Source organism: Chryseobacterium sp. GQ58, from assembly GCF_059758895.1.
Genome location: NZ_JCAXEH010000004.1, coordinates 126,716 through 151,325, shown reverse-complemented (window position 1 = coordinate 151,325; position 24,610 = coordinate 126,716). Strand labels below are relative to the sequence as shown.

General features: G+C 34.8%; 26 protein-coding genes. 17 read left to right on the top strand and 9 right to left on the bottom strand.

Going from position 1 to position 24,610, the window contains the following annotated elements:
• Positions 1 to 35: 35 nt before the first annotated feature.
• The 3 genes from AC6CHK_RS12135 to AC6CHK_RS12125 form a co-directional block, all read right to left on the bottom strand.
• A complete protein-coding gene (locus AC6CHK_RS12135; RefSeq protein ID WP_498096475.1) occupies positions 36 to 983 on the bottom strand; it encodes a PorP/SprF family type IX secretion system membrane protein in 948 nt (315 codons plus the stop codon).
• Positions 984 to 1,034: 51 nt separating this feature from the next.
• Positions 1,035 to 2,099 carry an RluA family pseudouridine synthase gene (locus AC6CHK_RS12130; protein WP_498096473.1) on the bottom strand — a complete coding sequence of 355 codons (1,065 nt, stop codon included), beginning with the start codon at positions 2,097 to 2,099 and terminating at the stop codon, positions 1,035 to 1,037.
• A gap of 68 nt (positions 2,100 to 2,167) precedes the next feature.
• Complete coding sequence (locus AC6CHK_RS12125; protein WP_498096471.1) at positions 2,168 to 3,223, bottom strand: PASTA domain-containing protein; 1,056 nt, start codon at positions 3,221 to 3,223, stop codon at positions 2,168 to 2,170.
• 154 nt (positions 3,224 to 3,377) lie between these two features.
• On the opposite strand from AC6CHK_RS12125, the gene AC6CHK_RS12120 reads away from it, so the two are divergent.
• The 4 genes from AC6CHK_RS12120 (at position 3,378) to AC6CHK_RS12105 (ending at position 6,684) form a co-directional block, all read left to right on the top strand.
• On the top strand, positions 3,378 to 4,364 hold the full coding sequence (locus tag AC6CHK_RS12120; RefSeq protein ID WP_498096469.1) for a D-alanine--D-alanine ligase: 987 nt from the start codon (positions 3,378 to 3,380) through the stop codon (positions 4,362 to 4,364).
• A gap of 65 nt (positions 4,365 to 4,429) precedes the next feature.
• Entirely contained in the window at positions 4,430 to 4,909 is a 480-nt protein-coding gene (gene coaD / locus AC6CHK_RS12115; protein ID WP_498096467.1) for a pantetheine-phosphate adenylyltransferase, read from the top strand.
• A gap of 20 nt (positions 4,910 to 4,929) precedes the next feature.
• Positions 4,930 to 5,559, top strand: coding sequence for a trimeric intracellular cation channel family protein (locus AC6CHK_RS12110; protein ID WP_498096465.1), 630 nt, complete (start codon positions 4,930 to 4,932; stop codon positions 5,557 to 5,559).
• A gap of 258 nt (positions 5,560 to 5,817) precedes the next feature.
• Positions 5,818 to 6,684, top strand: coding sequence for a T9SS type A sorting domain-containing protein (locus AC6CHK_RS12105; RefSeq protein WP_498096463.1), 867 nt, complete (start codon positions 5,818 to 5,820; stop codon positions 6,682 to 6,684).
• 41 nt (positions 6,685 to 6,725) lie between these two features.
• On the opposite strand, the gene AC6CHK_RS12100 is transcribed toward AC6CHK_RS12105, so the two are convergent.
• Together AC6CHK_RS12100 and AC6CHK_RS12095 are read right to left on the bottom strand one after the other, a co-directional pair.
• Positions 6,726 to 7,295, bottom strand: a complete 570-nt coding sequence (locus tag AC6CHK_RS12100; protein WP_498096461.1) for a DUF2892 domain-containing protein — start codon at positions 7,293 to 7,295, stop codon at positions 6,726 to 6,728.
• A gap of 104 nt (positions 7,296 to 7,399) precedes the next feature.
• Positions 7,400 to 7,891: a dihydrofolate reductase gene (locus tag AC6CHK_RS12095; protein WP_498096459.1), complete on the bottom strand. Its 492-nt coding sequence runs from the start codon at positions 7,889 to 7,891 to the stop codon at positions 7,400 to 7,402.
• Positions 7,892 to 8,044: 153 nt separating this feature from the next.
• Here AC6CHK_RS12095 and AC6CHK_RS12090 point away from each other — a divergent pair, with 153 nt between their 5' ends.
• The 6 genes from AC6CHK_RS12090 to AC6CHK_RS12065 all read left to right on the top strand — a co-directional run bounded on the left by AC6CHK_RS12090 (position 8,045) and on the right by AC6CHK_RS12065 (position 12,948).
• Entirely contained in the window at positions 8,045 to 8,653 is a 609-nt protein-coding gene (locus AC6CHK_RS12090) for a LemA family protein (RefSeq protein WP_498096457.1), read from the top strand.
• The gene (locus tag AC6CHK_RS12085) at positions 8,654 to 9,082 is read left to right on the top strand and encodes a TPM domain-containing protein (protein WP_498096455.1); all 429 of its coding nucleotides are present in this window, start codon (positions 8,654 to 8,656) and stop codon (positions 9,080 to 9,082) included. It begins immediately after the preceding gene.
• Positions 9,063 to 9,854 (top strand): TPM domain-containing protein, encoded by a 792-nt coding sequence (locus tag AC6CHK_RS12080; protein ID WP_498096453.1) that lies wholly within the window; start codon positions 9,063 to 9,065, stop codon positions 9,852 to 9,854. The genes AC6CHK_RS12085 and AC6CHK_RS12080 overlap by 20 nt, the downstream gene beginning before the upstream one ends.
• 32 nt (positions 9,855 to 9,886) lie before the next feature.
• Positions 9,887 to 10,453 carry a hypothetical protein gene (locus tag AC6CHK_RS12075; RefSeq protein ID WP_498096451.1) on the top strand — a complete coding sequence of 189 codons (567 nt, stop codon included), beginning with the start codon at positions 9,887 to 9,889 and terminating at the stop codon, positions 10,451 to 10,453.
• An 80-nt stretch (positions 10,454 to 10,533) separates the two neighbouring features.
• A complete protein-coding gene (locus AC6CHK_RS12070) occupies positions 10,534 to 11,055 on the top strand; it encodes an NAD(P)H-dependent oxidoreductase (protein ID WP_498096449.1) in 522 nt (173 codons plus the stop codon).
• Positions 11,056 to 12,948 carry a monovalent cation:proton antiporter-2 (CPA2) family protein gene (locus AC6CHK_RS12065; protein WP_498096447.1) on the top strand — a complete coding sequence of 631 codons (1,893 nt, stop codon included), beginning with the start codon at positions 11,056 to 11,058 and terminating at the stop codon, positions 12,946 to 12,948.
• 1 nt (position 12,949) lies between these two features.
• Here AC6CHK_RS12065 and AC6CHK_RS12060 read toward each other — a convergent pair whose 3' ends face one another.
• Positions 12,950 to 13,762 carry a head GIN domain-containing protein gene (locus AC6CHK_RS12060; protein ID WP_498096445.1) on the bottom strand — a complete coding sequence of 271 codons (813 nt, stop codon included), beginning with the start codon at positions 13,760 to 13,762 and terminating at the stop codon, positions 12,950 to 12,952.
• 218 nt (positions 13,763 to 13,980) lie between these two features.
• On the opposite strand from AC6CHK_RS12060, the gene AC6CHK_RS12055 reads away from it, so the two are divergent.
• The 3 genes from AC6CHK_RS12055 to AC6CHK_RS12045 all read left to right on the top strand — a co-directional run bounded on the left by AC6CHK_RS12055 (position 13,981) and on the right by AC6CHK_RS12045 (position 17,330).
• Positions 13,981 to 14,343: an SPW repeat domain-containing protein gene (locus AC6CHK_RS12055; protein WP_498096443.1), complete on the top strand. Its 363-nt coding sequence runs from the start codon at positions 13,981 to 13,983 to the stop codon at positions 14,341 to 14,343.
• A 231-nt stretch (positions 14,344 to 14,574) separates the two neighbouring features.
• Positions 14,575 to 16,716, top strand: coding sequence for a M3 family metallopeptidase (locus tag AC6CHK_RS12050; protein ID WP_498096441.1), 2,142 nt, complete (start codon positions 14,575 to 14,577; stop codon positions 16,714 to 16,716).
• 239 nt (positions 16,717 to 16,955) lie between these two features.
• Positions 16,956 to 17,330, top strand: a complete 375-nt coding sequence (locus AC6CHK_RS12045; protein ID WP_498096439.1) for a YchJ family protein — start codon at positions 16,956 to 16,958, stop codon at positions 17,328 to 17,330.
• 87 nt (positions 17,331 to 17,417) lie between these two features.
• Here AC6CHK_RS12045 and AC6CHK_RS12040 read toward each other — a convergent pair whose 3' ends face one another.
• Both AC6CHK_RS12040 and AC6CHK_RS12035 read right to left on the bottom strand, forming a co-directional pair.
• The gene (locus tag AC6CHK_RS12040) at positions 17,418 to 17,918 is read right to left on the bottom strand and encodes an FKBP-type peptidyl-prolyl cis-trans isomerase (RefSeq protein ID WP_498096437.1); all 501 of its coding nucleotides are present in this window, start codon (positions 17,916 to 17,918) and stop codon (positions 17,418 to 17,420) included.
• Between the two features lie 108 nt (positions 17,919 to 18,026).
• Positions 18,027 to 18,281, bottom strand: coding sequence for a VF530 family protein (locus AC6CHK_RS12035; RefSeq protein ID WP_498096435.1), 255 nt, complete (start codon positions 18,279 to 18,281; stop codon positions 18,027 to 18,029).
• A 119-nt stretch (positions 18,282 to 18,400) separates the two neighbouring features.
• Between AC6CHK_RS12035 and AC6CHK_RS12030 the strand changes: the two genes are divergently transcribed.
• From AC6CHK_RS12030 to AC6CHK_RS12015, 4 genes are read left to right on the top strand one after another with little or no spacing between them, the layout of a single operon-like run.
• Entirely contained in the window at positions 18,401 to 18,553 is a 153-nt protein-coding gene (locus AC6CHK_RS12030; protein WP_498096433.1) for a hypothetical protein, read from the top strand.
• Entirely contained in the window at positions 18,550 to 19,755 is a 1,206-nt protein-coding gene (locus AC6CHK_RS12025; RefSeq protein WP_498096431.1) for a metallophosphoesterase family protein, read from the top strand. Before AC6CHK_RS12030 ends, AC6CHK_RS12025 begins: the two co-directional genes overlap by 4 nt.
• 3 nt (positions 19,756 to 19,758) lie before the next feature.
• Complete coding sequence (locus tag AC6CHK_RS12020; protein WP_498096429.1) at positions 19,759 to 22,791, top strand: AAA family ATPase; 3,033 nt, start codon at positions 19,759 to 19,761, stop codon at positions 22,789 to 22,791.
• A gap of 41 nt (positions 22,792 to 22,832) precedes the next feature.
• Positions 22,833 to 23,294, top strand: coding sequence for an STM3941 family protein (locus AC6CHK_RS12015; protein WP_498096427.1), 462 nt, complete (start codon positions 22,833 to 22,835; stop codon positions 23,292 to 23,294).
• Between the two features lie 37 nt (positions 23,295 to 23,331).
• On the opposite strand, the gene AC6CHK_RS12010 is transcribed toward AC6CHK_RS12015, so the two are convergent.
• On the bottom strand, positions 23,332 to 24,351 hold the full coding sequence (locus tag AC6CHK_RS12010) for an LLM class flavin-dependent oxidoreductase (protein ID WP_498096426.1): 1,020 nt from the start codon (positions 24,349 to 24,351) through the stop codon (positions 23,332 to 23,334).
• Positions 24,352 to 24,610 lie beyond the last annotated feature (259 nt).

Genomic DNA, 24,610 nt, shown 5'->3' with positions numbered 1-24,610 from the left:
AATTCAGAGCTCAAATTTATTTAAATTATATCAGATTAATATCTAAATCCTCTATGATTAATAAAGTTATCAAAGTTGTAACCCAAACCGATCATAAAGCTGTTTCCTCCATACGTCTGAATATCAGACATCCCAAGGTTGTAAGTAGCACCAATCATGAATTTGTTGAATCTTACTTTTACAATTGGAGAAATACTCAACTGCTGATTATCAAATCTGTTCTGAACCGCTCTGTAGCTTGCTCCAAAAGAGAATGCATTGATGTCGTTTGAGAAAGTAGCCATAAGGTTAAAATCTGTCATTCTTGTAGAATTGGTATTTAAATTAACCAAAACAGACGGCGTCAAAGCGATATTATCTGCAATATTCCAATCGTAACCTAGATTTAAGAAGAACTTGATTGGCGATGGCTCAACATTGTTTACGATTGCTTCATCATTACTTAAAGCGATATCATTAACAGAAACACCACCAAAGATATTTTTGTAAGTAGCCGCCAAACCAAAATTGGCATACGCTATAAAAATACTATTTTGACCTTCCAGTAGAGGATCATACCCGTCTTCCGTATTAATTTTAGAATAGTCAAAATTCATATTATAAAAATTAACACTTGTACCAAAAGAAAACTGGTCTTTTCTTTCTCCTTCGCTGCTTAAGGGAATAAAATAAGAAGCACCCGCGGTAATACCTCCTGCAGAAATAGGACCGTTGCTGTCTCTAAAAACCGAAATTCCAGCACCTACTCTATCAAAAATATTAGCATTGATCCCTACAGACTGTACGTTTGGAGACTCGCTAAATTTTGAAAATTGTTGTTGATAGTTTAGATTAAGTTGAACATAGTCCGTTTTACCGTATTGCGCCGGATTGAACAGGAATTCACCATCCAAAAGATACTGCTGATAGTATGGTAATGATTCTTGTGCTTTGTATGCATTAGACAAAAGAGCTAAACATACGATAGCATATAGTTTTCTCATAACAAATCTTGATTTCAATTCAACAAATATAAAAAAATTCTCAATATATTTTTAGTTTTCTAAATAATTTCTCCATTTTTTTACAGCATCCGCCATATCTTGGGGCATTGGGCTCTCAAAATACAATTCCTTCTTAGTCGTCGGGTGTATAAATCCGAGGGTATGGGCATGAAGAGCATGTCTCGGCAAAATCTCAAAAACATTTTTTATAAAATGCTTATACTTAGGCATATTGACTCCTCGAAGGGCAATATTTCCTTCATATCTTTCATCATTAAACAACGTATGCCCAATATGCTTGAAATGTGCTCTGATCTGATGCGTTCTTCCTGTTTCGAGTTTACATTCCACCCAAGTCATGTATCTGAATCTTTCCAGAACCTTGTAATGGGTCACCGCATGCTTTCCGTGGCTTCCGTCTTCATAAGTGTACATCTGCATTCTATTTTTTGGATGCCTTCCGATATGCCCCGTTATTGTGCCTGTGTCTTCTTTCACATTTCCCCAGACAAATGCCCAATATAATCTTTTGGTTTTTCTTTCAAAAAACTGCTTGGCAAGAAAACTCAAAGCATATTCGTTTTTAGCGATAACCAAAAGTCCTGAAGTATCTTTATCAATTCTGTGAACCAATCCTACTCTGTCCAAATCTGATTTCTCTCCTTTTTTATTAAAATGGAAAGCCAGCGCATTGACCAAAGTTCCGTCCCAGTTTCCAAATCCGGGATGTACAACCATTCCGGGTTCTTTGTCTACAACCACCAAATCATCATCTTCATAAACAATATTAATAGGAATATCCTGCGGGATAATTACATTTTCCCGTGGTGGATGGGTCAGCAATACAGAAATCTGATCACCTGGTTTTACGCGGTAGTTTTGTTTTACTGCAACACCGTTTACGATCACATTTCCGGCTCTGCAAGTTTGAGAAATTTTGTTCCGTGAAGAATTCTGACGAAATATAAAAAGGAATTTATCAATTCTTAAAGGCTCCTGCTTAGGATCAACAGTAATATTAAGATGCTCATAAAGACCTTTATTTTCCTCATCAATATCAATATTGCCCGGATCTAATAATTCTTCATCTAAAAAATCTTCGTTATCTTCTGTCATATTTCTTTTTTACATAAAAGGCTCCAACGTTTGAAAGTTGAAGCCTGAATTTTATAATAAAGCTATTATTAGTTTATAATAACTTTTCTAGCTTTTGGTTTTTCCGTTGAAGGTGTATTTGTTTGTTTTCCTGCATCAGTATTGCTTGCTGAAGAAGTTTTCGGCTTCGCATCTGTTTTTGAAACAGGCTTCGCTGTAGTAGAAGTTGCAGGAGTTTTAGATGTTTCTTTATTTGGAGTTACAGGAGGTGCAGGCACTTCAATCGTTGGTTGTTCCTGGAAATTTGGCACTTCTTCATATCTTACCGGCGGTAATGTGGTATCAACCCTCATTCTGTAGATAGAATTCAGCTGATCTATTCTTCCACGGAGCTCTGCAGGTGTTTTCTTACTTGCCCAAAGGTCAATCTGCATGCCTTGGTCTCTTGCATCTCCTGAAGCAGGATCCTGATAATAGACGATATCCGAATCATCATTCCCGCCATCTTCATGCTCTACAATTCCTACTTCAAAAAGATTTCTGGCAATGACGGATTTTGCTTCCTTCACCGTTAATCCTACAACATTAGGAATCAAAATATTTCTCATTGGCCCTGAACCAACTACAACATCAATTACAGAGAAACGAGGGATTTTTGTACCCGGCTTTATAGCATTTCCTTTAAATAAAACTCTTAAAACAGCATCTTTCTGAATGCTCGGTTCAAATATAGTGTCTCCAACCTTTAATCCGACCTGATCCAGTCTTTGGAAAGCAAGTCCCGAATATTTATTGATCACATCAGGTATCGCAACCGGCGCCCAGTTTCTAGGATTTACTCTTAATTGAATCGCTCTTCCGTCCTTCACACGTGAGCCTGGTGAAGGATAAACCTGCAAAACCTGAAATGGCCTGTATTTAGGATTATAAGTAGCACTGTCTACTTCGTAGTCGAGACCGGAGTCTTCTAATATTTTAACTGCATCATGTACAGATTTATTAATAACGTTAGGAACAGGAATTTCCTGGCCATGGTTTGTATGATATTCCAGCCAGCGAAATGTAAGCCATACCAATCCCACAAAAATGGCGATTGCTACTAACAAATTAACTAAAACTTTCCAATTGAAAAGTGATTTAAGCATACTTAAAAATACTTGAATTATAACAGCAAATATAGCTAATAATTTTAGAATGCACTTTTTATTTAGCAGAATTCGTTTTTGATTTCAATTTTTCTGAAATTCAATTACCGCATGATATAATTTCATTAAATTTGCCTTACTTGAATAAACGTATATGAGCAAAAAACACGTTGCCGTAGTTATGGGAGGCTATTCAGACGAATATGTTGTTTCATTAAAAAGTGGGCAATTGATCTATGATTCTTTAGACAGAGATCTTTATAATGTATATAAGGTAATCATTCTGAAAGACGAATGGTATTTTTTGGACGAAAAGGAAATCAAACATCCTATCAACAAAGGGGACTTTTCGGTAACATTAGACAATAAAGCTCTAAAATTCGATGTCTGCTTCAATATTATCCACGGAACTCCCGGTGAAAACGGAATTTTACAGGCTTATTGGGACGCAATTGGTCAAACGTACACAGGATGCGGTTTCTATCAAAGTGCTTTGACTTTTAATAAAAAAGATACTTTAGCGGTGCTTTCAAAATACGGAATCCCTTCTGCAAAAAGTATTTATTTAAGAAAAGGAGAAAATATCAATGTTGATGAAATTATAGACAGTTTGGGGCTTCCGGTTTTTGTAAAACCAAATCAGTCGGGCTCTTCTTTGGGAATTTCTAAGGTAAAAGATAAGTCTGAATTGATCGCTGCGACCCAAATTGCCTTCAAAGAAGATGATGAAATCTTAATCGAAAGCTTCTTAAACGGAATGGAAGTTTCTGTCGGCGTGATTGATTTTAAAGGAGAAACCATTGTTTTGGGAATTACTGAAATTGTTCCGAATAATGAGTTCTTTGATTATGAAGCTAAATATGAAGGCGCTTCGGAAGAAATTACTCCCGCAAGAATTGACGCAGAAACCACAAAAAGAGTTGAAGAAATTGCCAAAAGAGCTTACGATTCTTTAGGAATGAGTGGTTTTTCAAGAAGCGAATTTATTTTAATGGATGGCGTTCCTTATATGCTGGAAATGAATACCAATCCTGGTTTTTCACCGGCAAGCATCCTTCCGCAACAGGCAAAACATTATGGGATTTCTATAAAAGACCTTTGTGGAAATGAAGTTGAAAAAGCTTTACAAAAGAAAAACTAGAAGTTAGATATTATAGTAAAAAGCAACTTATAATTGATAACTCATAACTTATAACTTAATTGCGCATGAAAATTGCTGTTTTTCCTGGATCTTTTGATCCGATTACTTTAGGGCATTACGATATTATTGAAAGAGCTGCGGCACTTTTTGACAAGCTGATCATTGCGATCGGTCAAAATTCGCAGAAAAAATATATGTTTCCTCTGGAAAAAAGAATGGAATTTATTCAAAATTCCGTTGCAGAATTTCCAAATGTAGAAGTAGATTTTTTTGAAGGCTTAACGGTTGATTACTGTTTTGAAAAAAATGCACAGTTTATCATTCGCGGGCTGAGAAATCCTGCCGATTTTGAGTTTGAAAAAGCCATTGCTCATACCAACCGAACTTTAGCTCACAAAAAACTTGAAACTGTATTTTTATTAACTTCATCCGGAAAATCTTTTATCAGCAGCAGCATCGTTCGAGAGATTATCAATCACGGCGGCGAATACGAATTACTGGTACCTGATGCAGTAAGGATTAATAAAGAAAAGAGCAATAAGTAATAAAATCTTACTTATAAAACATGCACGAACAGATCAATTTTGCAATAGAAATACTTGGAACGATATCATTTTCGATGTCGGGAAGTTTTGCGGCTATGCAAAAGCGTCTGGATCCTTTTGGGGTGTTGATTATTGCGTTTGTGACTTCTGTAGGTGGCGGAACGGTGAGAGATTTGCTGCTCGATATTCCTGTTTTTTGGATGCATGATTTATTGTTGTGCAGCTTAATTTTGGCTACAAGTGCTTTTTCTATGTTTTTTAAATCTGTAGAAAAAAACTTTAAAGTCACCTTGTTTATTTTTGACAGTTTCGGATTGGGTTTGTTTACGATTATTGGCGTTCAGAAAGGGTTAAATCTTGATATTCATCCTTTAATATGTATTGGTTTGGGAACAATTACCGGTTGTTTTGGTGGAATTATCCGGGATATTCTGCTCAACAGAATTCCATTGATTTTCAGGAAAGAAATTTACGCAAGTGCCTGTATTATTGGTGGATCTATCTTTTTATTACTGACGACTTTCACCAATCTTTCTTATACTTTTATACAGATTTTCACTATATTATTAATTGTTGCAATCCGAACATTAGCCGTAAAATATCATTGGCAAATGCCCAAATTTTATGGTTATGAAAGTTCAGAAATGTAAATAATCAGCTGTAAACTCACAGCGAATATATTTATTCTTCTTTTTCACCAAACTTTCTTATACTTTATACAGATTTCCACCCTGTTTATTGTTGCAATCCGCAATATTAGCCGTAAAATATCATTGGCTAATCTCCAAAACTTCACAGTTACCAAATCATTAAATACAAAATAATTAGTTATATTTTTATATAAATATAATATTTTGCATATAAACACGTTACTTCATATAAAATATTACATATACACAATTTAATTTATGAAAAACAAAATTATGAAAAAGCACAGCATTTTTTATTTATCAGTGATTACGATCTTTAGCTTTATTCAAACCACTGCTCAACAACAGGAAATCACGATAGGAACAGGAGCAATTAGCGAACAGAGATCACCCCTATCAAGAGCGTGGGAAAATGCAGCTAGCGAAATAATCTATGAAAGCTCGGAAATCGGAACAACAGGAATCATTTCATCGATCGGTTGGAATATAGTTGTTGATGCTTATGCTACGGCTACGGGAAATGTCTCTATCTATATGAAAATGAGTACCCAAAGCGCGGTTACAAGCCCTACAAGTACGGCTGGCTACACTTTAGTTTTTACAGGAAATGTAAACAACAATGTATTAGGCTGGCAAAATATACAACTTACAACTCCTTTTAATTATGATGATTCTACGAAGAATTTAATGATTTTAGCAGTACATTCTTCAGGAAATTTCACATTTACTCCTCCGCAATACGCGTCTTCAAGTGCTTTAAATAAAACTTCCGGTTATTTCGGCCAAATAAATGATGGATGGAATGAAACTAGAACAATGATACCATTACCCAGCAGGCCCAATATCAAATTATATTTTAATCAAACCCTGAGTACTGTAGAAATTGAAGAAAACACTTCTTTAAAATATTATCCAAATCCTGTAAAAAATCTATTGACCATTTCAAGCAATCAGGAAATATCTTTACTTGAACTTTATAATATGGCAGGACAAAAAATAAATACAAAAAAGACTGATAAAAAAGAAGATTCACTGAGTTTATCACATTTATCACCCGGAAATTACGTCGTAAAAATCACTTATAAAAATGGTCCTTCAAAAACCATAAAAATTGTTAAAAATTAACAAAAAGAAAAAGGCGAAAATTAATTTTCGCCTTTTTTTATTTAAAAGAATTTCCCTCTGTTTCTCATATTCGGATTATGCATATGCTTCTGCATTGTCGGCATTTTCAGCTGGTCTTTCATCATTTTGATCTGGTCGGTCATCATTCCGGCGGTGTCTAATCTTTTTGCTTCTTCCAAAAGTCTTTGTCCTTCCTGTTTTCTGCCTTTAGATATTGCTCCTGCCGCAAGATTCAAAGTAGCCATTGCGCGGTCATGCTTCATATTCAAACCGTATTCCAACGCTTTTTTCATCAACGGTTCTACTTTTGTAGGATGTTCCTGAGCTAAAACCAAGCCTTGCAGATAATGATAATAACCGTATTGGTTTTTGTGCAATTCTGCTTTATAATCTTTTATTTTATTCAAAAATTTAGAAGCTTTTATCATATCCTGCTTTCTCAACTGCCAAAACGCTAAAAGAATATATTCGTTCTTGAAAAATAAAAAAATAGGTAATGCAGCCAAAAGGAAGATAACAATTCCCCAGCCTAAATCTCTGGTGAAAATCATCATATAAAGGCCCGCAACGATAAAAAGTGCAGCAACTACGATTTTTATATATTTATTCATGATTAAAATTTAGAAGTGCAAAGGTAAATAAATTTGGTTGATAAATGATTGTTTGCAGTTGATAGTTAAAGCTTTTCTAAGATAAATAAATGTTTTTTTAACCTTCAATCTTCAATTTTTACATATGTTTGAAAACAGAATTCATAATCGTGTTTTTCATCTTTTTCGTGGCAGATTTCATTGGTTTTCTTCCAGATTTTAGAATTTATTTTTGGGAAAAATGTGTCTGCTTCCAAATTTGCTTTCACTAAAGTAACTTCAAGTTTATCAGCAATTTCCATTGTTTGCTCATAAATATTTCCGCCTCCGATGATAAAAATATTTTCATCTATTTTTTTAGCAAATTTCATTGCTTCCTTTATGCTTCCCACAATTAAAATCCCTTCCTGAAACCAGTCTTTTCTTCTGGAAATAACAATATTGGTACGATTGGGAAGCGGCTTGCCGATACTTTCAAAAGTTTTCCGTCCCATAATGATCGGATGACCCGAAGTAAGATCTTTAAAGTGCTTTAAATCCTTTGGAAGATGCCAAAGCAACTGGTTATCAGAGCCTATTTCGTTTTTCTCTCCCATTGCCACCACTATTGTTGTCATTTCATTTTATTTTCTGCAAAATTAGCACATAATTTGTATATTTGAGTAGCACAAAAAGCATTAAAAAGATTAAAATTATGAAATTGCCGTTACTGAAAACTAAAATATGATGACGCGATTCATATCATTAAAAACAAAAATAAAAACTCGCATATGAAAAACAAAGGTTGTCTGAGCGCCGGAACCATCGGTATTGCTTTACTTATTATTGCCGCTGTAATATTTTTCTGGGGAAAAAGCGGATACAATAAATTCGTAACTAAAGAACAAAATGTGAATACCAAATGGTCAAACATAGAAACGGTTTATCAAAAAAGAGCCAACCTTATCCCCAATTTGGAAAGAACCGTAAAATCTTATTCAAAATTTGAGCAGGAAACTTTGACACAAGTAGTTGAAGCCCGTTCCAAAGCTACATCCATCAATATCGATCCTACTAATATGACCGAAGCAGATTTGGCTAAATTCCAGGCTGCGCAAGGTGAATTATCGGGAGCGCTAAGCAGATTAATGGCGGTTGTAGAATCGTATCCAAATTTAAAAGCCGATCAGCAATATATCAATTTCCAGAGAGAATATACGGCGATTGAAAACAGCATCAGAAGTGAAACTGTATATTATAACGAAGCTGCTCAGGATTACAACACTTCTATCAAAACTTTCCCGAATAATATCCTGGCCAACTTTACCAACTTTAAAGAAAAACCATACTTCAAAGCAGCAGCAGGAGCTGAAAAAGCGCCGGAAGTATTTACTGAATAAATGAGCCGTTTTCTTACAGATCAACAGATAGCTTCCCTTGTGGAAGCTATTCAGTCGGCCGAAGAACATTCTACTGGCGAGATCAGGGTGCATATCGATTCAACGACAGAAAATAATAATGCAGAAACAGCTTTTGAGGTTTTCAACAAACTTTGCAAAAATAAAACTGCAGAAAAAAACGCGGTGCTTTTTCATATCAATTTTGAAATGAAATACCTTACGATTATCGGTGATACAGGCATTCATGAAAAAGTACATCAATCGTATTGGGATCATCTGCACGATTTTATTACCTCAGAATTTGCAAAAGGCAATTATTATAAAGGATTAAAAAGTGCAATTCTGGAAACCGGTCTTGAGTTAAAAAAATACTTTCCGATTACCGGAAAAAACCACAACGAACTTCCCAATGAGATTACCTTCTCTTAAAATATTTATTTCGTTTTTATTGTTTTGCTTTTACAGTTTTGTATCAGCACAATATACCGTTCCCGCAAAACCTGCGGTTTTATATCCTGTTTATGACGAGGCCAATTTGCTGACCCATCAGGAGAAAAATGAATTAAATCAAAAGCTCATCAAGTTTGCAGATTCTACCTCAACGGAAATTGAAGTTATCATCATTCCCTCTACAAAAGGTGAAGATGTAAATTATGTAGCCACCATGTTTGGTGAAAAATGGGGAATCGGACAAAAAGATATAGACAACGGTGTGGTTTTTCTGATTGCAACAGAAGACAGAACAATGTCTATTCAGCAAGGCAGAGCCGTTGAACAATATCTGACAGCTTCCGTAGCCGGACAGATTTTAGATTATATTGTAACACCAAATTTCAAGCAGGGACGTTGGTATGAAGGCATCAATCGTGGTACTTCAGCGATCATGGATGCTGTACAGGGAAAATTTAAGCCTTTAGCCAATCAGGAAAAAAAAGGTAATTCTGGAGCTTTAAAACTGATGCTTATTGCTTTTGTGATTTTCATCATACTTGTTGTCATATTCGGAAACAGAGGCGGTGGCGACGACGACGGCGATATAATATTAGGAAGAAGAGGCCGCAGAAATTATCCCGGCGGATTTTTTCCTTTCCCGGGCAGTTTTGGCGGCGGCGGATTTGGTGGCGGAAGTTCAGGAGGTGGATTTGGTGGCTTCGGCGGAGGTGGAAGTTTCGGCGGAGGCGGTGCTTCAGGTGGATGGTGATTCTGTTTAAATAATTTTTATAAACACTACTTTTGTATAATTTCAAAATTGAAAGCCTAGGAATTATATCCAAAGAATTTTTAGAATTAAATATTTTAGATTTTAATTCTGCTTGTCGTTTTGTTGCCGAATTAGCATATAAAAGAAACTCCAATAAAAACAATCTGACATGCATATTTGAAGATTTCGGCGGAACTTGCAGTACAAAACATGCAGCTTTAAGAAAATTAGCTCTTGAAAATAATCAGGAAAATGTGAAATTGATACTCGGAATTTTTAAAATGGATTCCAATTATGCTCCAAAAATAAAAAGCACGCTTTATAACCACAATTTAAGATACATTCCCGAAGCGCACAATTATTTAAAAATTGATAACGAATATTTTGATTTTACTCAACCAAATGCAAAATATTCTGATTTTAAATCTAAAATTATAGTTGAAACAGAATTTGAGTTCGATGAAATCGCTTCAAAAAAAGTAGAAATTCATCGAAATTTTCTTCAGGAATGGATAAAAGAAAATAATGATTACAGTTTAGAAGAAATCTGGGAAATTAGAGAAAAGTGTATTCATAATTTACAAAAAACTGACGATTAACTTCCAAGCCTAAAAATTATAAACTCCAAAACCAGCCGATATTTTAGCATTTTTTTTTATATTTACTGAAAACAGGCTCTATGAAGAAAACGCTGGTGGTTTTTGCGCATCCTTATTTGGAACACTCAAACTCAAATGTAGAGTTGATCAACTTCTACGTACGTCATCAGCATTTTACTTTACGCGATCTTTACGAAGAATATCCAGATTTCCATATTGCAGCTTTTCGCGAAAGAAAACGGCTTAAAGAATATGAACGTTTTATTTTTCAGTTTCCGATAATTTGGTTTGGAATGCCACCTTTGTTAAGATTGTGGATTGATGAAGTTTTCGACAGAACATGGCTCAATGAAGGCGAACATAATCCGCTGGAAGGCAAAGAAGTTTATATTGTGGTAACGACTGGCGGCAAAGAAAGATCTTTCAGCAAAACCGGCACTTATCAATACACGATTGATGAATTGATAAGCGGACTGATTGTTTCTTTAAAGGTCTTCAAGGCCAATATTAAAGACATTGTGATCGTTTATGAAGCCAATAAGCTGACAAAAAAAGAAATTATTTTACACAAACAAAAATTTGCAGAACTTTTAAATCAATAAATGGAATCTACTTTAGCCATGAATACTCTGATTTTTCTGGGCGTTGCCATTATTATGGTTCCGCTTGTGAGAAAAATGGGGCTGAGTTCTGTAATCGGTTATATTTTAGGTGGAATTATCATTGGCCCGAATATTCTGAAACTTACAGGAAATGATGTGAACGACATCATGCATGCCAGTGAATTTGGAGTAATTATGCTTTTATTTTTGGTAGGTCTTGAGCTTGAGCCACGGAAATTTTGGGAAATGCGGAAGAAAATCCTCGGATTAGGCCTTACACAAATGGCCCTGACGATTTCTCTTCTTTTTCTTATTTTCGTCACCTTTGGCTGGAAAATCGACAAGGCGATTGCTATTGCCATGTGTTTTGCGCTCTCTTCCACAGCTATTGTTCTGCAAACGTTACAGGAAAAAAACAACCTGAAAACTACGGCCGGTGAAGCATCATTTTCCACGCTTTTGTTTCAGGATATTGCGGTGATTCCTATTTTGGCGATACTGCCAATTGTTGCCAATTACAAAGCAAAACATAATGACAATGAAGTACAGATTTTAATACAGAAATTACCGGAATGGCTTCAGGCAGGAACCGTAATTTTGGGTGTTGTCATCCTTATTTTGCTTGGTAGATATGTTTTTGTGCCTTTTTTAAGATATGTCTCAAAATCCGGAATGACAGAATTATTAACTGCGTCTTCCCTGTTTTTGGTAATCGGAGTTTCAGAATTAATGATTTCCGTTGGGCTTTCGCCGGCTTTAGGTGCATTTTTGGCAGGCGTGATGCTGGCAAACAGTGAATTCCGGCATGAGTTGGAAGCACAAATCGATCCTTTTAAAGGTTTACTTTTAGCCGTTTTTTTTGTAAGTGTTGGTTCTACAATGAATTTCAGTGTTATTCAGCAAGATCCTGTTTTTATATTTAGTACTGTTTTTACTGTTTTGGCAGTGAAGTTTTTAGTTCTTTTTTCTATTGGTAAATTTTATAAAATAGACAATCCTCAAAGTTTATTTTATGCTTTTGCGTTATCGCAAGTTGGTGAATTTGCCTTTGTGTTAATCAATTACGCTTCAGACCTTTATCTCATCAACAAAGAATTAAATGCCCAAATGATGGCCGTCACTGCAATTACGATGTGTATCACGCCGTTTTTACTGATTATAAATGACAGGCTAATCATTCCGAGATTTATAAAAGAAATCCCTGAAGCAGACAATGAATTTAATATTCTCGACAGCAACGTGAGTCAGAAAAAGATCATTATTGTAGGTTTTGGCCATTTTGGAAGCACAGTCGGAAGATTATTAAAAGCCAATAAAGTTACAGCAACGGTACTTGACAGAGATTCAGACCGTGTAAAATTATTAAGAAGTTATGGTTTTAAAGTATATTACGGAGACGCCACAAGAATTCCTATTTTACGGGCTGCAGGAATTGAAGATGCAGAAATTTTGATTTTATGTCTTGATAATTCCGGCGACAATATGTTTATCGCTGATCTTGTAAGTGAAAATTATCCCGATGTGAAGATCTTTGTAAGAGCTAAAAACAGAATAGATGCTTATTCTTACCTAAATCACGGAATAGATAATATCTACCGCGAAACGCTGGGAACTGCCGTGGATATGGCTGTTGATGTACTTCACGAAACAGGAATGCGAAAATATGCCGCAAGACGTCTCGGGCAGAGATTTATGGCAATAGATAAAGCTTCGATCCGAAAATTAGCTCGTTCAAAAGATGATGATGATATTCATCTTTTCACTACAAAAGAACTCATCCAACGAGAGGAGGAATTGCTGGCTTATGATAATCTCAATTTTGATAATAACAGCAAAAACTGGGAAGGCTCTTCAACCGCCGCAGAAGACGACGATGAAGAGACCATTCATTAATTTATTGAATATTTACGCTTCCGCCGCTGCTTTCTTCTTTTTTCACAGTCGTTACATTTCCTTTTTTGAAAACATTTACACTGCCTCCTGAAGAAGCTTCAGCATCAACTGTTGAGGTTGCACTTATTTCCAAACTTGCTCCGCTGGAAGCATCTGCTTTAAGGTTTTCAACCGTTACTCCTTTAGCGTTGATACTGCTTCCTGAAGAAGAACTCATATCTGCATTTTTAGACTTTCCGGAAATAGTAATGCTTGCAGCAGAAGATGCATCTACATCGAGGTCAACCGCCCAGATTTCACCCTCAAAACTGCTGCTGCTGTCTACAGATATTTCAAGATTATTCGCTTCAATATGCCCGGAAATACTTGCTGCGCTCGAAGCTTCAACATCCGTTTTTTCCTGAGTAAACTTGTCTTTTACATTCACACTTGCTGCAGAATTGGCGATCAGCTTTACAAAATCTTTGGCGTAAATTTTTGCGGTTACTTTATTGGTATTCATTACTCTGATTCCTCTTTTGTAATGAATATGTACTTTTCCGCCAGTTCTGTCGACCAATACCTCATCGATAATATTTGCGGGTGCAGAAATTACAATCTTTTCCGTTTCAGATTTTATAATTTCGGCTTCAATGGCCTGAGAAACTTCAATTTCGTCAAAATCTCCGCTTATTTCTTTTTGTTTTAAAGGACCGTGATCTTCATTCGTTACATCCGGAAGCCATTTCGTTTTTTTGTCGCTGTTTTCAGCCTTATCATTACAGGAAGAAAGAATGACTAACCCTGAAAAAAGTAAAATTGCAGTACATTTCATGCTATAGTTTTTAAATATTAATATTCTATATATTGATAACAACTAATATATAAAAAATATTACATATTATAAATAATTGTTCAAGCTGTAAAAATATTTACATATTCTATTAAAATTTTACATTATATACTTAAAATCAATAAAATACGCAGATTAAAATTATAATAACGGTATAAGAATTGGATTAATTTGGCACACCAACCAAAAAAATTATTAATATGATTTCTTCAAAAGTTCACGCTGTATTAGATTACCTGATGGGTGCATTATTAATTGTTGCTCCCTGGTTATTAGGATTTGCCGACAACAGTGCGGCAACAATTGTACCCGTGGCATTGGGTGCTTCCACCCTGCTTTACAGCCTTATAACGAATTACGAATATTCTTTGGCTAGAATCCTGTCATTTAAAACACATCTTACAATCGACTTTATAGCGGGAGCGTTATTGCTTGTTTCGCCTTGGCTTTTTGGATTCAGCGAAAAAGTTTATCTGCCTCATGTTATTTTGGGGGCATTCGAAATTATAGCTGTATTAATGTCACGGAAAGTTGTTGAAACCCAGCAACCGAAACACACTTAAATATTGAAACCCGTAATTTCAATTGTTATTTATTCTACAAAACAGGCTTTCATTAAATGAGGCCTGTTTTTCTATTTACACTAATTTAAAAACACATTTATCCAAATAAATTTATCGATTAGTTTTAATATCTTTATGCTTTATAACTTTTATGGAATTTTAGTTGATCATCAACAAATTCGTCTGTCAATTTAAAATTTCTATTAACATTTAAAATAATAAAAACTGCATATGAAAAACATTTCATCAGTATTGTTAATTTCTGCTTTAGCATTCAATTATTCTTGTACTACAATGAAAACAAACGACATCAAACAGGAAATTCCTGTGCCGGATTCTTCTCTATCGTCCAATCCTTTCATGAAGAAAAGCAAGCTTCAATATGAAACTCCGGAATTTGATAAAATAAAAGACGAGCATTTCAAGCCTGCTTTTGAATTCGGATTAAAGCAGCACAACGCTGAAATTCTAAAAATAGCCAATAATTCTGAAGCCGCAACTTTTGAAAATACCATCGTTCCTTTAGAAAAAAGTGGCGAAATCCTGAAAAGAGCTGTAATTGTATTTTCAAACTTAACAAGCGCAGATACAAACCCGACTTTACAGGCTTTGGATGAAGAATATGCTCCGATTTTCGCAGCACATTCTGACAAAATGTATCTCAATGAAAACCTTTACAACAGGATAAAATCAATTTCAGGAAACGGTTTAGATGCCGAAAGTAAAAGACTGCTCGAATTTTATAAGCAGAATTTTGAAATCGCAGGCGCCAATCTTTCTGCTGCTGATAAAGAAAAATTAAAGCAGGTAAATCAGGAGCTGGCTTCACTTTCTACTCAGTTTTCAAATAAATTGCTGGAAGCAAGAAAGCAAGGCGGAGTTTTCTTTTCTGATGCTAAAGAGCTTGACGGGCTTTCGAAAGATGAAATAGACGCAGCAGCAACTGATGCCAAAAATGCAGGCCAGCCCGGAAAATATCTTTTGGCTTTACAAAATACAACACAACAGCCTCTTCTTCAAAACTTAAAAAATAGAGAATCAAGAGAAAAACTATTTAAAGCTTCTTGGTTGAGAGCTGAAAAAAATGATGATACTGACACAAGAGAAACTATTGAAAAACTTGCTAAATTAAGGCTTAAAAAAGCTAATATTTTAGGTAAAAAAAGTTTCTCAGAATGGAAATTGCAGGATCAGATGGCAAAAACTCCTGATGCTGCCGTAAAACTGATGAACCAATTGGCAACGCCGGCTGTAGAAACCGCAAAACGTGAAGCAAAAGACATTCAGGATCTAATCGATCAGCAAAAAGGTGGCTTTAAGCTGGAACCTTGGGACTGGAATTTTTATTCTGAACAAGTGAGAAAAGCTAAATTCGACTTAGATGAAAACCAGATTAAGCCTTATTTTGAAATAACAACAGTGTTGGAAAAAGGAGTTTTTTACGCTGCTGAAAAATTTTATGGTCTTACTTTCAAAAAGAGAACCGATCTTCCGGTTTATCATCCTGACGTTGTAACGTATGAAGTTTTTGACCATGACGGAAAATCTTTGGCTATTTATTATTTAGATTTCTACACAAGAGATTCTAAAAACGGTGGCGCATGGATGAGCAATTTTGTTGAACAATCGTATTTGTTGGGAACAAAACCGGTAATCGTCAATTGTTATAATTACCAGAAACCGGCTCCCGGAAAGCCTTCATTAATAAGTTATGATGATGTTTCTACGATGTTTCACGAGTTTGGACATTCCATTCACGGGATGTTTGCAAGCCAGAAATATCCATCGCTTTCAGGAACCAGTGTTCCGAGGGATTTTGTAGAATTTCCTTCACAAATCAATGAACATTGGGCTTTGGATCCATTAGTTTTAAAGAATTACGCCATTCATTACGAAACGAAACAACCTATTCCGCAAACATTGGTTGATAAGATCAAAAAAGCAGCAACATTCAATCAGGGTTACATGACGACTGAGTTGGTTTCTGCTGCAGCTCTGGATATGGATTGGCATTCGGTAACCAATGAAAGTCAGCTGATTCCGGTTTTAGATTTTGAGAAACAGTCTTTAGCCAATCACGGATTTACTTTATCCACTGTTCCGCCGAGATATCACACTCCATATTTCGCTCACATTTGGGGTGGAGGTTATTCCGCAGGATATTACGCTTATTTATGGTCCGAAACTTTGGACAGCGACGCCTGGGAATGGATCAAAAACAATGGTGGACTGACGCGAGAAAATGGCGACCGCTTCAGAAAGTATATTCTTTCCGTAGGAAATTCTGTGGATCTGAATCAGGCATTTAGAGATTTTACAGGACACGATCCGGATATTAAACCTTTATTGAGAAACAGAGGTTTTATTAAATAAATTTAAAAGCATTCATTGATTTGGATGCTTTTTGTTTACAGTAAAACATTTTTTTATAAATGCTTAAATTATCTCTCGCAAATTTTGCAGATGGTGCAGATTTAAGATATTAATAAAATTAAAACGCAAACATCTGTGTGAGCTGCAAAATCCACGAGATAAATAAAAGAATTATATACGGGAATTTGTCAAAAAATATTCGTGTAAATTTGCGTTTTGAAAATTCAACTTAGAGAGAAATGAATTGTCCATGCTGCTCAGGAAAATCTTACGAAGATTGCTGTAAACCTTATCACGTCGGAGAAAAATATGCTCCAACCGCAGAAGCATTGATGCGCTCCAGATTTTCTGCATTCGCAATTCCGAATGGAGAATATTTAATGGAAACGACACTTCCCGGAAAACGGAGATTTCACAATAAAGAAGATTTGCAGGAATGGGGCGAAATCAATCAATGGACAAAACTGGAAATCGCAAAAACGCCAACATTAAATCAAGTCGAATTTAAAGCATTTTATACTGACGAAGAAGGAAAATCACAGATTCACCACGAATTTTCGACTTTTCAAAAAGTAAATGAAAGGTGGTATTATGTGTCGGGAGAGTTTTTGTAAATAAATAATCATCATTAATATTAATAAAAAATGCCCGAAAAAATCGGACATTTATATTGTTTAACTTTGATATTCTTTAGTTATAATTTAGTGAACATCAGTTCCGTCAACTCCATGAGCATGACCGTGTGTCAATTCTTCTTCTGTCGCAGGACGTGTGTTTAAAATTTCAACCTGAAAATCTAAAACTTTCCCTGCCATTGGATGATTAAGATCTGCAACTACAACTTCCGGCGTCACTTCTACTACAAATGCCTGGAAATTATTTCCTTGGTTATCAGTTAGAGGCAAAATAGCTCCCACAGGAGGAGTTCCGGCTTCATCAAACATATCTATTGGCAATTGCGCAATTGCTTCCGGGTCTTTTTCGCCGTAAGCTTCCTCCGGCTGAATCACAAAAGCGGCTTTATCACCAGCTTGTAAACCAAGGATATTTTGTTCAAATTTCGGAATCATCATTCCTACACCATATAAAAATGTAAGTGGATTTTCTGCTGTTGTTTCTTCTACAAGAATCTTACTTCCATCCTCTTCGATTGTGTGAAGTATGTAGCTTACAGCTACAACATGATTGTTTTCAATTGTCATATTTTTTCTTTTTTTCGTGATTTTTTTCACGATTAACGGCACAAATATACTATTTTTGAAATCATTGGCTGACGAAATTCCGTTAAAAGAAAAACTTCAAAACGGTATTCAGTTTTTGTCCTTTTTTGTTTCATTCTTTTTTTTCTGCCTCAAAACATAAAGATACAGACTTTCAACTTTGGCTCTTGCCCAATCCGTTTTCCTTAAAAATTTTAAAGAAGAATTAATACTCGGATTATCTGTAAAACATTTGATATTGATCTGTTCGCCAAGCTTTTCAAAACCTTGATAATATTCTACCAACTCTTCAAGAATGGCATCGAGACGTTTTCCGTGTAAAGGATCTTTTGATTTTTCTTCCATAACGCAGTAAAATTAAATATTTTATCAGACTTAATACTAAAATTGTTTATACTCTTAATCTTTAGTATTTTTGATGAAGGTATTTCTCACTTATAAAAATCACTCATTCTGAAAAAAACATGAGCAAGAATAACGAAGCGAACAGGAAAAAAAATAAAAAGCAAATCGATCAGAAAAAACGTAAAATACAAAATGCGGAAGCAGAAAGAAAAGCTCGTTTAAAACAAATTCGAGAAGATTTCAAAGCAAAAGAGGCCAATAATAAATTATGAAAATTCTCCACACCGCCGATTGGCACTTGGGTAAACGTCTCGACCGTTTTTCACGATTGGAAGAACAGGTTTTGGTGATGAACGAAATCGTTCAGATTGCTGATGAACACAATGTTGATTTAGTCTTGATTGCGGGAGATTTATTTGATAATTTCAATCCGAGTGTTGATGCGGTCGAGCTTTTTTATAAAACTTTGAAACGGTTATCATTAAATGGAAAACGTCCGGTAATTGCCGTTTCAGGAAATCATGATTCGCCCAATCTCATTGATGCACCCGATCCTTTAGCTCGCGAATGCGGAATTATTTTAATTGGCCATCCGAAAGCGAAAATCAATCCATTTGAGCTTGAAAATTTTAAAATATCAAATTCCACTGAAGGCTTTATAGAATTACAATTGAAACATCAGAACTTTCCTGTAAGAATTTTGCATACGCCTTACGCCAATGAAGTTCGTTTAAAAGAATATTTCGGTGAAAATAAAGAAGAAAACCTCAATAAAGTTTTAGCAGAAAACTGGAAAAGTATTGCCGACGAATTTTGTGATAAAAACGGCGTCAATATTTTGATGGCACATTTATACATGAACAAAAAAGGCGCCCCGATTCTTGAAGAACCCGAAGGTGAAAAACCTATCAAAATCGGGAATGCAGATTTGATTTATTCAGACAGTATTCCGCCGCAGATTCAATATACGGCTTTGGGACATTTGCATACTTTTCAAAACATTGGAACGGCTGAAAAGCCTGTTGTTTATTCATCTTCGCCACTTTGCTACAGTTTCAGCGAAGCCGGGCAGACCAAATATGTTTCTATAATTGAAGCAGAACCCGATACAACTGTTTCTTTCGAAAAGATTGCTTTAAAAAATGGAAAATGCTTAATCAGAAAAACATTTGATTCAGTTGAAAATACCATTTATTGGCTGAATGAAAATTCAAATACATTGGTTGAATTAACTTTGGAAAGTGAATCTTTTTTGAAAGCAGAAGAAAGAAAACTGATTTACCAATCACACGACGGAATCGTTCATCTTATTCCAAAAGTTAAGAATCAGGATTTTAATGAAAAACAACTGAAAGATATTAATCTGAACCAAGACATTCAATCTCTGTTTAAAGATTATTTTAAATCTAAAAACAACGGCCAGGAAGCCAATGAAGACCTCATCAATTTGTTTAACGAAATTCAAAATCTTTAATTCATGATTCCAATTCAATTGATTATCGAAGGCTTATATTCTTATCAGGAACGCCAGATTATTGATTTCAAAAATCTTACAGAAGCAGGATTATTTGGTATTTTTGGCTCGGTGGGTTCCGGTAAATCGTCGATTTTGGAGGCAATTTCTTTCGCTTTGTATGGAGAAACCGAGCGTCTGAATATGCGTGACAAAAGAGCATATAATATGATGAATCTTAAGTCAAATTATTCTTTTATACAGTTTGATTTCACCAATCATGAGAATAAAATATTCAGAGTTGCAAGAGATTTTAAGAGAAATTCTAAAAAATTTGACGATGTAAAACCGTCTTCCGTTACTTTTTATGAAAGTATAAATGATCAATGGATCCCGTTGGATCATTCTGATTGTGAGCAGATTATTGGGTTAAGCTATGCAAATTTCAAACGGACGATTATCATTCCGCAAGGCCAGTTCAAGGAATTTTTGGAATTAGGAGCGACCGAAAGAACCAATATGATGAAGGAAATCTTCAATCTTCAGCGTTTTGATCTTCAAAATAATGTTTCAGTTTTAAACGCTAAAAACCGATCAGAACTTGATCAGTTGGAAGGCCGATTGAAGGGTTTTGACGAGGTAAATGAAGAACAGATTTCAACGCAAAAAGAAAACTTAAAGCTTGAGCAGAAAAAGTTTGAAGAAGTAAAAACTAAATTCAGACAAATTCAAGAAAAATATCAGCAGCTACAAAACTTGAAAGCAGATTTTGAGCTTTTGAAACAGAAAAAAGAAAATTTCGAGAAAATTTCGGGTCAAAAAAAAGAAATTGACGCATTAGAAACAAAAACTGAATTGTATGATCGAGTTTTTAGGATTTTTAATCCGCTGATAACTGAAAAAAATAAGCTTCAAAAAGAAATTGAAAGTCAACAAAAAGACAAAGAAAACCATGCTGTTGTTTTAAAGGAAACTGAAGCGCAGTTTAATATTGTAAAAGAAAATCTTGCCGCAATTCTGCCAAAGTTCGAAGCTTTGCATCAATCAAAAATTCAGGAAAATGATTTGAGCATTATTGTGCAAATGCTTAAGTTTTCAGAAGAAATTGAAATACTGAAAGAAAGAACTGAAAAAGGTTCCGGAAAAGTAAAAGAAGTTGAAGAAAAGCAGAAATATATTCAGCAAAAAATTGATGATTTTTCTAAAAATCTAAATCTATTAAAACCACAAAAGCTGGATTCAAACCTTTTGCTGAATGTAGGAAACTGGTTTTCGGAAAATAAAAGACTGAATGAAACTCATCAAAATCAAACCAAGAAAACTGAAGATAAAAAGACAGAAATTGAAAAAATTTCTGAAGAATTAAAACCTTTTAACATCAATATTGAAAGTTTTAAAAATGATTTTAAAACTAAAACCGAAGCTTTAGAAATTCTTAGAAAAGAGCTTTCAACAAAGAGAAATCATCTGGAAGTTCAGCAAAAATTATCACATTTTGCAAGCGAGCTTCACGATGGAGAATCTTGTCCGCTTTGTGGCGCTTTGGAGCATCCGAATGTTGTGCAGTTTGATGATGTAAATTTTGAGCTTCAAGAAACTGAAAAACAAATTGAAAATATTGAAAACCAAAAGCTTGAAATACAGAAAAAGTCTTTAGAAATTGAGAAAATCCTTGACCGGAAAAAAATCTTTGAAGAACAGCTTAAACTTGAGCTGGAAAATTTAAATCAAATAAAAAATCAGAGTGAAAGTCATCAGGAAAAATTTATATGGAAAGAATTTAATTCTGAAAGTGAATTTGAGGAAAAGCGCCGAAAGTCTTTTGAAATAGAAAAGAAAATCGAAGAAATCACCCAAAATATTTCTCAGGAACAGAAAACTTTGGAGAATGAACGCGAAAATCTGGATAAATACAGCAAAGCTTTAGAAGGTTTCAGGTTGGATGAAGCAAAAAAACAGGAACAGATAAAAACAAATGAATCTAATCTGAAAATTTTAGCATGGGATGATTACCAGGAAAAAACACGTCCTGAAATTGAAGAAATATATCAAAAGCTTGCAAAATCAAATCTTGAAACGGAGCAGAATTATCAAAATTTAATCAAAAAAGAGAAAGAGCTTTCGCCAAAGCTTGCTGAGCAAAAAACAATTTTTATTCAGCTGGAAAAAAGAATTTCGGAGCTTAAAAAAGAGATTTTTGACAACGAAAATATTTTAACAAAATCCTTAACGGAACAGAATTTTGCAGATTTAAATGAAGTTCAAGCTATTTTATTGCAGGAAATTGATGTTTTGCAAACAAGAAATCTTATTCAAAAGTTCAGAATTGAATTTGAAACATTGAAAAACAGCATTGAAGAATTGTCTTTGAAGCTGAATGATTTTTCTTTCGACGAAGAACAATTTTCTTTAGCTGAAAACCAATTCAGAATCGCAGAAAATGATTTGAAATCTGCTAACGATTCCGTTGTGAAAATAACTTCTGAAATCGGAAGACTTGAAAAAGAATTTCAGAAAAAAGAAAGTCTTTTAAAAGATTTAGCAAAGCTTCAGAAACGCTCGGAAAATCTGAAAGTTATGATGAATCTCTTTAAAGGAGCGGGTTTTGTACAATATGTTTCTTCCATTTATTTAAGACAATTGTGCGATCATGCAAATATCCGTTTTCATCGAATGACCAGAAATCAACTGAGCTTGCAGCTGAATGAAAACAATGATTTTGAGATCATCGATTACCTGAATGAAGGCCGAAGCCGAAGTGTGAAAACTTTATCCGGCGGCCAATCTTTTCAGGTTTCGCTGAGTTTGGCTTTGGCTTTGGCAGAAAGCGTGCAGACCAATGCCAAATCTGAAAAAAACTTTTTCTTTATTGATGAAGGTTTCGGAACTCAGGATCTTGAATCTGTGAATATTGTTTTTGAAACTTTAATGAGCCTTCAGAAAGAAAACAGAATTGTAGGAATTATTTCTCATGTTGAAGAACTGAAAGAAAAAATCCCGGTTTCGCTGAATATTACGAAAGATGAGGAAAAAGGAAGTTTGATAGAAATGTTGTAAATGTAAAATATTTTCATTATATTTGATAAAACACTTATGTTATGGAAAAATTCCCAATAATACTTTACCCAAGTAAAGTAAAATACGCTTTTTTGATTTTGATAAGCTTAGCTTTTATTATTTTAGGCTTCACTTTAATTGATGACAACATTTGGATCGCAATTTTTAATATTGCTTTTTTCGGATCCTGTCTTATTGCATTCATTATCAATATGATTCCTAATTTTTCGTATCTGAAAATTGATGAAAAAGGAATTGAAATGAAAAATCTCCACCGTTCAACATTTATTTCATGGTCTGTAGTGAGCGGATTTGACACAAAAACCATTTTCATCAACAAACAGGTCACTTTCGATATTGATGAAAATTTTTTAATTTGCTCAAACTTTGACACAAAAAAAGGTACATTTCCTGATACATATGGAATGTCTGCTAAAGAATTGGCCGCAACTTTGAATAAATTTAAAAATCAAGTGCATCAGTCACGAAAGATTAAGTTTTAAAATAAAAAACTCCATTGAAGTTCAATGGAGTTTCTTTTTATCTAACATTCGGAGCAACTTTTTCACCAAATAATTCAATAGATTTCAACATAATATCATGAGCCGGATCTCCGACATCCATGTGACCAATAAATCTTGTGATGCCAAAAATCTCTTTCATATAATTGATTTTATCGGCAACCTGATCTGCATTTCCGATGAATAAAGCTCCGTCTTTATTTTTTCCGCCCTCATACTGCATTTTGGTGTATGGAGCCCAACCCCGTGTCGCTCCTATTCTATCCATTTGGGATTTATAATTGTGAAAATATCCGTCTACAACATTTTGATCATCGCTCACAAAAGTGTGTGAATGAATGGCAATCTGCATTTCTGAAGCATCATGACCGGCTTTCAAATATTCCTGTTTGTAAAATTCAATTAAATTTTTAAACTGAATCGGCATTCCTCCAATGATCGCAACCACCAAAGGCATGCCCAATTTTGCCGCGTTCAAAACAGACTGCGGAGTTCCCCCAACCGCTCGCCATATCGGAAGCTTTCCGTTATTTTTTGCTCTTGGATAAACCGTCTGATTTTGCATTGGCGCACGAAGCTGGCCAGACCAGGAAACATTTTCTTCAGAATTTATCTTTAATAATAATTCTAGTTTTTCTTCAAAAAGCTGTTCATAATCATTCAAAGAATATCCGTACAAAGGAAAAGATTCTATAAAGCTTCCGCGACCGACAAATATTTCGGCTCGTCCGTCTGAAATGAGATCTAATGTTGAAAAATCTTCATATACTTTTACAGGTTCGGAAGAACTCAAAACCGTCACGCCACTTGCTAGTTTTATATTTTTTGTGATGCTTGCAGCCGCTGCCAAAACAATTTCAGGGGATGAAACTGCATAATCAGGACGGTGATGCTCGCCCATTGCAAAAACATCAATTCCAACTTCATCCATCAATTTTACCTGCTGAAGGATTTCGCGGATTTTTATACCTGCATCTTTATATTTTCCTGTTGTTTGATCGAAAGCTAAATCGCCAAACATTCCTATTCCTAATTCCATATTGTTGATTTTAGTTAGGACAAAATTATGGTAATCAATACTCAAAAACATTGATCAATGATAAGAACGGATTGTATTTCTTCTTTATCTTAAAACAAAGAAACAGAAACTTAGACTGGAAACTTTCACTAAAAATAATTTTATTCTCTAAAAAATCCCAAAACTCAGCGAATGAATTCTAGTACTTCGGTTCATTATTTACCTCGCTCTCAAACAGTGGGATTTCCTTAACGCTTATAAAATTATTTTTCCTAACGTT

What these genes read in the sequence shown, in the direction of transcription:
- AC6CHK_RS12135 (WP_498096475.1), bottom strand. Translation starts at nt 983, where the DNA reads ATGAGAAAACTATATGCTATCGTATGTTTAGCTCTTTTGTCTAATGCA.
- AC6CHK_RS12130 (WP_498096473.1), bottom strand. Translation starts at nt 2,099, where the DNA reads ATGACAGAAGATAACGAAGATTTTTTAGATGAAGAATTATTAGATCCG.
- AC6CHK_RS12125 (WP_498096471.1), bottom strand. Translation starts at nt 3,223, where the DNA reads ATGCTTAAATCACTTTTCAATTGGAAAGTTTTAGTTAATTTGTTAGTA.
- AC6CHK_RS12120 (WP_498096469.1), top strand. Translation starts at nt 3,378, where the DNA reads ATGAGCAAAAAACACGTTGCCGTAGTTATGGGAGGCTATTCAGACGAA.
- coaD (WP_498096467.1), top strand. Translation starts at nt 4,430, where the DNA reads ATGAAAATTGCTGTTTTTCCTGGATCTTTTGATCCGATTACTTTAGGG.
- AC6CHK_RS12110 (WP_498096465.1), top strand. Translation starts at nt 4,930, where the DNA reads ATGCACGAACAGATCAATTTTGCAATAGAAATACTTGGAACGATATCA.
- AC6CHK_RS12105 (WP_498096463.1), top strand. Translation starts at nt 5,818, where the DNA reads ATGAAAAACAAAATTATGAAAAAGCACAGCATTTTTTATTTATCAGTG.
- AC6CHK_RS12100 (WP_498096461.1), bottom strand. Translation starts at nt 7,295, where the DNA reads ATGAATAAATATATAAAAATCGTAGTTGCTGCACTTTTTATCGTTGCG.
- AC6CHK_RS12095 (WP_498096459.1), bottom strand. Translation starts at nt 7,891, where the DNA reads ATGACAACAATAGTGGTGGCAATGGGAGAGAAAAACGAAATAGGCTCT.
- AC6CHK_RS12090 (WP_498096457.1), top strand. Translation starts at nt 8,045, where the DNA reads ATGAAAAACAAAGGTTGTCTGAGCGCCGGAACCATCGGTATTGCTTTA.
- AC6CHK_RS12085 (WP_498096455.1), top strand. Translation starts at nt 8,654, where the DNA reads ATGAGCCGTTTTCTTACAGATCAACAGATAGCTTCCCTTGTGGAAGCT.
- AC6CHK_RS12080 (WP_498096453.1), top strand. Translation starts at nt 9,063, where the DNA reads ATGAGATTACCTTCTCTTAAAATATTTATTTCGTTTTTATTGTTTTGC.
- AC6CHK_RS12070 (WP_498096449.1), top strand. Translation starts at nt 10,534, where the DNA reads ATGAAGAAAACGCTGGTGGTTTTTGCGCATCCTTATTTGGAACACTCA.
- AC6CHK_RS12065 (WP_498096447.1), top strand. Translation starts at nt 11,056, where the DNA reads ATGGAATCTACTTTAGCCATGAATACTCTGATTTTTCTGGGCGTTGCC.
- AC6CHK_RS12060 (WP_498096445.1), bottom strand. Translation starts at nt 13,762, where the DNA reads ATGAAATGTACTGCAATTTTACTTTTTTCAGGGTTAGTCATTCTTTCT.
- AC6CHK_RS12055 (WP_498096443.1), top strand. Translation starts at nt 13,981, where the DNA reads ATGATTTCTTCAAAAGTTCACGCTGTATTAGATTACCTGATGGGTGCA.
- AC6CHK_RS12050 (WP_498096441.1), top strand. Translation starts at nt 14,575, where the DNA reads ATGAAAAACATTTCATCAGTATTGTTAATTTCTGCTTTAGCATTCAAT.
- AC6CHK_RS12045 (WP_498096439.1), top strand. Translation starts at nt 16,956, where the DNA reads ATGAATTGTCCATGCTGCTCAGGAAAATCTTACGAAGATTGCTGTAAA.
- AC6CHK_RS12040 (WP_498096437.1), bottom strand. Translation starts at nt 17,918, where the DNA reads ATGACAATTGAAAACAATCATGTTGTAGCTGTAAGCTACATACTTCAC.
- AC6CHK_RS12035 (WP_498096435.1), bottom strand. Translation starts at nt 18,281, where the DNA reads ATGGAAGAAAAATCAAAAGATCCTTTACACGGAAAACGTCTCGATGCC.
- AC6CHK_RS12030 (WP_498096433.1), top strand. Translation starts at nt 18,401, where the DNA reads ATGAGCAAGAATAACGAAGCGAACAGGAAAAAAAATAAAAAGCAAATC.
- AC6CHK_RS12025 (WP_498096431.1), top strand. Translation starts at nt 18,550, where the DNA reads ATGAAAATTCTCCACACCGCCGATTGGCACTTGGGTAAACGTCTCGAC.
- AC6CHK_RS12020 (WP_498096429.1), top strand. Translation starts at nt 19,759, where the DNA reads ATGATTCCAATTCAATTGATTATCGAAGGCTTATATTCTTATCAGGAA.
- AC6CHK_RS12015 (WP_498096427.1), top strand. Translation starts at nt 22,833, where the DNA reads ATGGAAAAATTCCCAATAATACTTTACCCAAGTAAAGTAAAATACGCT.
- AC6CHK_RS12010 (WP_498096426.1), bottom strand. Translation starts at nt 24,351, where the DNA reads ATGGAATTAGGAATAGGAATGTTTGGCGATTTAGCTTTCGATCAAACA.